Below are 6,957 nucleotides of genomic sequence, written 5' to 3' on the forward strand. Positions count from 1 at the left end.
TAAAACCCCTGATTAGCAGGGGTTTCGATTCTGGTTGTTTGTTCTAAGCGTTGATGCCTTTTGGATTTAAAGTGGGCTTGAGCAGTTGCATAAAGGTCAATGAGAGCACAATAGCTGTTGACATTCCCATAAGTACAGTGGAAAGCATCATCACCACGACCCCGTTGGTATATGTAATTCCCCAATTGCCTAGAACGGCGTTGGCAAATTCTGTGTTGAGCTCCAACATATAAAAGCCCATAAAGCCGGTAAAGATTAAGGTCGCGATGGTTCCACTTAAGAAGCCAATCTGCCATCCGTCTGCATAGGTAAAGCGAGAACTTCCTTGCTTGAACACTTGCATGGCTTTTAGGATTCCGGCTCCGTAGATAACACCGTTCAAGATACTCAGGGCAGGATATTCATGCCACCCCAATAATTTCATGGTTAAAAAATAAGCGATCAGTGCAAGGGCGATCGCACCTCCGTATTTTAAATAAGTCCGTATCATAGCTTTTCATTTTTTGTTTAATAAAAATAGTAAAAAATTAAACAAAATCAAGAAAAGAGGTGTTAAGCTTTGTTAAAATGGGTGTTTAGAGGTAACTGGGAGTTAGTTATTACGACTTATTAATTGACAACAAACGGGTGCAGTCATGATTATTGAAAGCGATTGTACTATAAGAATTGTTAATAAGTAATGGCATTACAATAACCTTTGTTTAAGTATTTTGCACCATATTTAAACTGTCTAAAAAGCACATAATTTTTGCGAATGGATATAGTTGATAAAGCGCTCGAATTTGAGCAACGTAAGCACTCCTTCAAAACGACATCAGAACGTATTCTTGCCTCACGAGAAGTTAAGGAACTGATTTTGGGAGTGAATGAAGTCTATAAACAAAATCGCGATGCGAAGCTAATGGAACTCATGAAGCGACTCACCGTGATTAAACAGAAAATAGAGAAAAGGTTAAAAGGAAAACCCTTAGTAGCCTAATAAAAAATCCGCTTTAACGAGCGGATTTTTTTATGCCCTCCCTTTTTGTGCGTGATGCATTTTATCATTTTTCGTTCGTCTTTTTGATAAATGTGCTATTTAGACCTGCTCTAAATAAAAACAGTTCCTTCCTTAGTTAACAATTTCTTTTCAGACTTTGGCATAGCTACTTTGAAGCATACTCTTGTCTAAATCAACTTATACGGATTAACCACAATTCGCTCTTTTCAAGAAAAGGTTAATTCTAAATCCAATCTTATCTCATTCTGCTAATCAAAGATTAATCCGCTTAACACAAGGCTAATCCTTTATTCAAATTCTCTTCAGAATTTCCTAACAAAGCCAAGCTAAGTTTAGGGTGTTCATTTAACCCTTAATAACTAAAAATCAAACAGATGAAATTAAAAGTACTTAGCCTCATGGCCCTTGTTATCAGTAACTTAGGTTTGGCTCAAAGTGAATTTCCTGCTGCCGCAGTAGAGACGGATTGGGAGGCTGTAGAAGTTGTAATTCCTCCTTCTCCTTTTCAATACCAAGTTTTATTCGTTGGAGGTGAAGACCTTGTTCAAACCGGAGAGAATGAAGCTGTACCTGCCAAACAATGGCATGACTTTATTGGATTTACCCCACTTTCTGCTACAGATTGTGTAGATGATCCAAACGCGATCGGATGGGTTTCTGTAAACCACGAGCGCATCTTGGCCGATGATAAGATCGGTGATGGAGGTGGAATGACTGCCTTCCTTTTAGGTCGTAACCCATCAGATGACACCCTTTACATTATTCCACAAACACTTTCTGACGGACGTAGTGGAGATTTCTTTAACGTAGACTTTTCTAACGTTGGAGAGACCGGGATGAATTGTGGAGGTATTACTTCTGTTGTTGACGGACGTATCTGGACTGCAGAAGAGTGGTTCCGTACGGATAACGCGAGTATTTTCCTAGACGGAACTGGTGTTCGTGACATTTCTGACTATACCATTAAGTATACGGAATTCGAGATGGCCAACTTCCAAACCATTCAGAAGTATCAGAACTTCAACTGGATGGTTGAGATCGATCCTCGTGAAGCCAAGGCTATCCGTAAGCAGTACAACTGGGGGCGTCAGCCGTTTGAAGGTGGTGCAGTTGCGGTAGACAACAGAACGGTTTACTTAGGAGCAGATGCTACTCCTGGTTTCTTTACCAAGTTTGTTGCTGATGAAGCTGGAGACTTTACGCAAGGAACACTTTATGTATTTAAGCACGATGCCGGTGGAGATCCATGGGTAGAGATCGATTCTAACGATTTTGACAAGATGCTTGAGTTTGCTGCAGAGGCTGTTTCTGGTGGAGCTACCATGTTCAACCGTTTGGAGTGGGTAACTCTAGACAAAGAAACTGGAAAAGTATATATGACAGAGACAGGTCGTGATAATCCTGCTTCTCGCTGGGCTGATGAGGCTGCGGCTGGCGCCGTTTACGCACCACACCACATCGCTAGAGCTATTGCTCAAGGCGCTACTGGACCTGACGATGCGGCTTACTGGGATTACTACGGACGTATTCTAGAATACGATCCAGCAACGCAAGAGGTAACTGTTTTCATGGAAGGTGGACCTTACTTTGAGACCTCTCCTGCTGTGGCAGATTACCCAAACAAGCACCTGTCTAACCCTGATGGACTTAGCATCCTTTACACAAACGTTGCCGGTGAAGACAAGCGTTACCTATTGATCCAAGAAGACCTTAACGGAACTTCTTTTGGACGTACGCCATTGGAGTATCCAGACGATCGTATGTGTGAGATGTATGTTTTGGATTTGGATATTGCCAGCCCAACTTTAGACGATTTGATCCGTTTGACTCAGACTCCTCGCGGTGCTGAGATCACTGGAGCTGTTGGAACTGCTGACGGGAAGTCTGTATTGGTTAACTCTCAACACCCAGACACTTCTAACCCTTTCCCATACAACAACTCTTTGACCTTCGCCATTACTGGTTTTGATGATTCAGGAGCTTTGGAAACTTTGGCTGCACCAGAGTTTGATTTGGACACTGACGAGTTTATCATCTATCCAAACCCAACAGAGCGTATTGTTTACTTCAACCAAGTTGCTGATGTTGCTCTTTACGACATCACTGGGCGTCGTGTTGCCGTATATCGCGATGTGCGTTCTATCGATATCGCAGGATTCTCTACTGGAACTTATCTATTGAAGACTTCAGAAGGAGAAACTAAGAAATTACTAATCAAGTAATTTTTTTCAAGTTGATTCCAAGCACCGGAGGCTCTATGGTCTCCGGCTTGGACATCAATGGTAATTTCAGCAGTTGACCTGAACTGCAAAAGCGTACCTCAAAATGATTGCTATTATGCTCAAAAGATTTACTCGTTTATTTCGATCAGATAATCTTCTTCTCTTGGTAAGTATTCTGCTTACTGTACTGCTGATATCTGCCAGCAAGCCTCATGTTAATAAAGAGGACAATTATAGAGCAAAAGCTATTGGCTTTTTAAATCAAAAGTTCCAAGAAGAACTTCAATACTGGAAATCTCAAACCACCAGTTTTGACCAATATGCCCAAGAGGGTGATGCCCTTGCTTTGCAAAGGGATTATAAAAAATTAAGAGGCAGTTACAAGCAAATTGAATTCATGCTTGAATACCTCGATAAGGAGGCTGTGGACCGCAACATCAACGGTGCACCTCTTCCTAAATTAGAGCCCAAAGTGGCCGAGCATGTGGTCTTAGCGCCAAAAGGCTTGCAGGTCATTGACGAGCTTATGGGCGCCTCTACTTTGGATTTAGAGGCTTTGCAAGAACAAACCGCATTACTTCTAAAGAACACAGAGATTCTTACCAAATTCCTCACTTCCAGAAAGTTTACAGATCGTCAATTTTTTGAATCCAGCAGACAGGCCATGCTCCGTCTAATGACTTTGGGAATAACAGGTTTTGATACTCCAGGAACTTTAATGGGTATTGGGGATGCCCATCAAGTTTTACAAAGTTTGAAGAGCTATTCGGCCTACTATCAAAGTGAATTGCAGAACATTAATCAACAAGCTTTGTGGGATCAATTGTCCAAGCTTTTTGACAAAGGGATATCCAAGACTGCAAAAGGTGATTTTGAGCGTTTTGATCGATTGCGCTTTTTGGATGAGGTAGCCAATCCCATCTACAAACTATTATTGGAGATTCATTTGAGTTTAGGTTACGAGACCATTGAAGAAGTGAGCCGCTATTTACCTGCTGTTAATTACGAGGCCACCAGTCTATTCAGTCCAAACCTGCTGGATCCGTTCTATTACTCCAGCGTACCCAATGACAGCCTTTTTGATCAAAGAGCGGCTTTGGGAAAACTCCTTTTTTACGATCCAGTACTTTCTGCAGACAATGAAATGTCTTGTGCCAGTTGTCACAATCCTAAAAGAGCATTTACAGACGGAATGCCTAAGAGTTTGTCCAACCAAGGGGAACCGCTTAAGCGCAATGCGCTTACATTGAATTACGCGATCTATGCCACGGGTTATTTTCACGATCTACGCGCCAAACGCCTCGAAGACCAATTTGAACACGTGGTGTTGAGTCAGGATGAATTTGACACCAACTACCGTGATATTCTCAACAAACTCAGCAGTAGTCCAACCTATCGTAAGTTATTTGCAGAGGCCTTTCCCGAGCAAGCCAAAGGCCTGCGCATTAACAATATTGACTACGCCTTGGCTGCTTATGTCATGAAGCTCAATCGGTATGATTCTGCTTTGGATCGATTCTTTGCGGGCGACTCAAAGGCATTGACCCCTGAACAGCGTAAGGGTTTCAACCTGTTTACAGGAAAAGCTGCTTGTGCGACCTGTCATTTTATGCCTTTGTTTTCTGGAACGGTACCGCCTTTATTCAACGAGTCGGAATCTGAGGTCCTTGGCGTGCCTCTGAGCAATCAAAAACCTTGGGTTTTAGATTCAGATATAGGTAGACGCGGTAATGGTCTCGAGAAGGAAAAAGCAGATTTCTACAGCAATTCTTTTAAAACGCCAACCCTCAGGAATATAGCCTTGACGGGCCCATATATGCACAACGGTGTTTTCAACTCTTTGGAAGAGGTAATGGAATTCTACAACTTAGGCGGAGGAGCCGGCAGCGGCATGGATTTGGAGCATCAAACGCTAGCCAGAGATCCTCTGGGTTTGACGCAAGCAGAGATTGAAAAGTTGATTGCCTTTATGCAAGCACTGACCGATGATGGTGGATTTAATCCTCCTGCCTCATTGCCTCGAGACTTTGAAGCCGTTGAGGTCAATAAGCGCCCCTTAAGCCGATAGCACTATATTAAAGCTCAACCTCGGTAATCCCCAAGGCCTGGAACAATTTAGCGAATCCGCTGTAGTATTTTTGTTCGAGCTTGATTTGCTTGACGCGCGCTTCAACCAATTTTTGCTCGCGGCTGTTGATCAAAAAGACAGAGCTCTCACCAAGGCTAAACTTCCTGATTTCTGCATTGAGCATTTGGGTATAGGAGTTCACCATATCTTCATTGATATTGATCTGCTGGCGCAAAGAGGTGAGCTCTTGTTGCAAGGCTTCTACCTTATTAGCAATATTGATCTGTGCCAACTCTTGCTCAAATTCGTTGTCTTGTATTTTGAACTTGGCCATGCGCAGCGCACCGCGTTCTTTCCTTAAGAACAACGGGAAACTGGCATTGATCCCAAATTTATAATCGTTGCTGTTAAAGGTCTCTGTCCGGTCTGGAGTACTGCTCAAGGCATTAAATTCCAGGTCAATTCGCGGCAATAGATTATTGGCCTTGAACTGTCGATCCACCTCTAAAGCTTCTCCCTTATACTGTAAATAAAGCAGCTTGGGGTGATTGGTCAGGTCAAATTCCTCCGTGTTTAGGGGGGATACCCCTAAGGTTTGCGTAAGGGTAACCTCCAAAGTCTCCTCAGGAATAACATCTTCCCGCACTTCCATGGGGATGTTGTTAGAGATCCATAAATAGTTACTCAAAGCGAGTCTTTTATTGTTCAAAGCGATTCGTGCCTGCTCCAACAATAACGATCGGTTTTGCACAGGAATGTTCGCCTCCACAGTGTCAATGATGGCTACATCTCCCAAAAGCGCACTGGATCTAACGCCTCTAAAACGCTGTTCTGCGTTACCGAGAAATTCACGTTGCAACAAGACCTGTTTATAAGCCTGTAACCAGTCAAAGTAAGCCTCACTGGCCTTGTAAAGCAGTTCGTTGACCAGTAAGGTCTGATCTTGTTTGGACTGCTCCACAAAGAACTTCGCTTGGCGTAATTGCGCGCGGCGCTCATCGATCAGTAATCCTTGAGCTACTGAAACAGAAAGCCCTGCGTTGTACAAGCCATTTTCTGGTACGCTTCGCTCCGGGTTTAAAAAGATCCCTTCGTTCTCTTCAAAACCAGCTTTTAGTTCAATACCGTACCAAGTGGGTACTTTAAAAGTGGCGTTGAGAATGTCGTAATACTCGTCTCCCTTGAATTGTTTCTGATCGTAATCGACCTCGATCTTCGGATCGAATCCGCCACGGGCCTTAAGCAATTCCGCCTCGGCATTGCTGAGCACGAGCTTTGCCTGTTTGGCCAATGGGTGATACTCCTTCACATACCCCAAATACTCGCGGTAGCTCAGTAAAAGCGTATCACTTTGTGCCTGCAAACCGCTAATGCTCAAAAGCAAGGCGATCAATAGGTGCAATCTTAGCTTCATTACTTATTTCTTCTTTTTGGTCGATTCTTTCTTTTCGGCGCCTTCTGGCAGATAGTAGTCTGGTGGGAACCCGTTGAGCTGTCGCCAGAGTTCAAACCAGATCGGTACATCATTCAAAAGGGCTAGGGTAAAGGCTCCAGAGCCCACACGCAGCTCCTCGGGCCACTCGTGATCGTTCGGATCCTGTGCAATCAGCACGCGGTATTTACCGTTGTCACTGAGGTACGTATCTATGGCTACCACAGCTCCGCCG

At 43.5% G+C, this 6,957-nt stretch carries 5 protein-coding genes and 1 pseudogene; 3 read left to right on the forward strand and 3 right to left on the reverse strand.

Going from position 1 to position 6,957, the window contains the following annotated elements:
• Positions 1-43: 43 nt before the first annotated feature.
• Positions 44-490, reverse strand: coding sequence for a DUF4199 domain-containing protein (locus HRT75_RS03920; protein ID WP_291182889.1), 447 nt, complete (start codon positions 488-490; stop codon positions 44-46).
• Positions 491-754: 264 nt separating this feature from the next.
• Here HRT75_RS03920 and HRT75_RS03925 point away from each other — a divergent pair, with 264 nt between their 5' ends.
• The 3 genes from HRT75_RS03925 (at position 755) to HRT75_RS03935 (ending at position 5,290) form a co-directional block, all read left to right on the forward strand.
• The gene (locus tag HRT75_RS03925) at positions 755-979 is read left to right on the forward strand and encodes a hypothetical protein (RefSeq protein ID WP_291182891.1); all 225 of its coding nucleotides are present in this window, start codon (positions 755-757) and stop codon (positions 977-979) included.
• Between the two features lie 395 nt (positions 980-1,374).
• Positions 1,375-3,222 carry an alkaline phosphatase PhoX gene (locus HRT75_RS03930; protein WP_291182893.1) on the forward strand — a complete coding sequence of 616 codons (1,848 nt, stop codon included), beginning with the start codon at positions 1,375-1,377 and terminating at the stop codon, positions 3,220-3,222.
• Positions 3,223-3,337: 115 nt separating this feature from the next.
• Entirely contained in the window at positions 3,338-5,290 is a 1,953-nt protein-coding gene (locus HRT75_RS03935) for a cytochrome c peroxidase (protein ID WP_291182895.1), read from the forward strand.
• Between the two features lie 7 nt (positions 5,291-5,297).
• On the opposite strand, the gene HRT75_RS03940 is transcribed toward HRT75_RS03935, so the two are convergent.
• Positions 5,298-6,704 carry a TolC family protein gene (locus tag HRT75_RS03940; RefSeq protein WP_291182897.1) on the reverse strand — a complete coding sequence of 469 codons (1,407 nt, stop codon included), beginning with the start codon at positions 6,702-6,704 and terminating at the stop codon, positions 5,298-5,300.
• Positions 6,705-6,707: 3 nt separating this feature from the next.
• Positions 6,708-6,957, reverse strand: a pseudogene (locus HRT75_RS03945) (biotin attachment protein); the annotation flags it as partial.

The sequence above is a fragment of the Gilvibacter sp. genome (genome assembly GCF_013214815.1).
In the GTDB taxonomy this organism is placed as follows: Bacteria; Bacteroidota; Bacteroidia; order Flavobacteriales; family Flavobacteriaceae; genus Gilvibacter.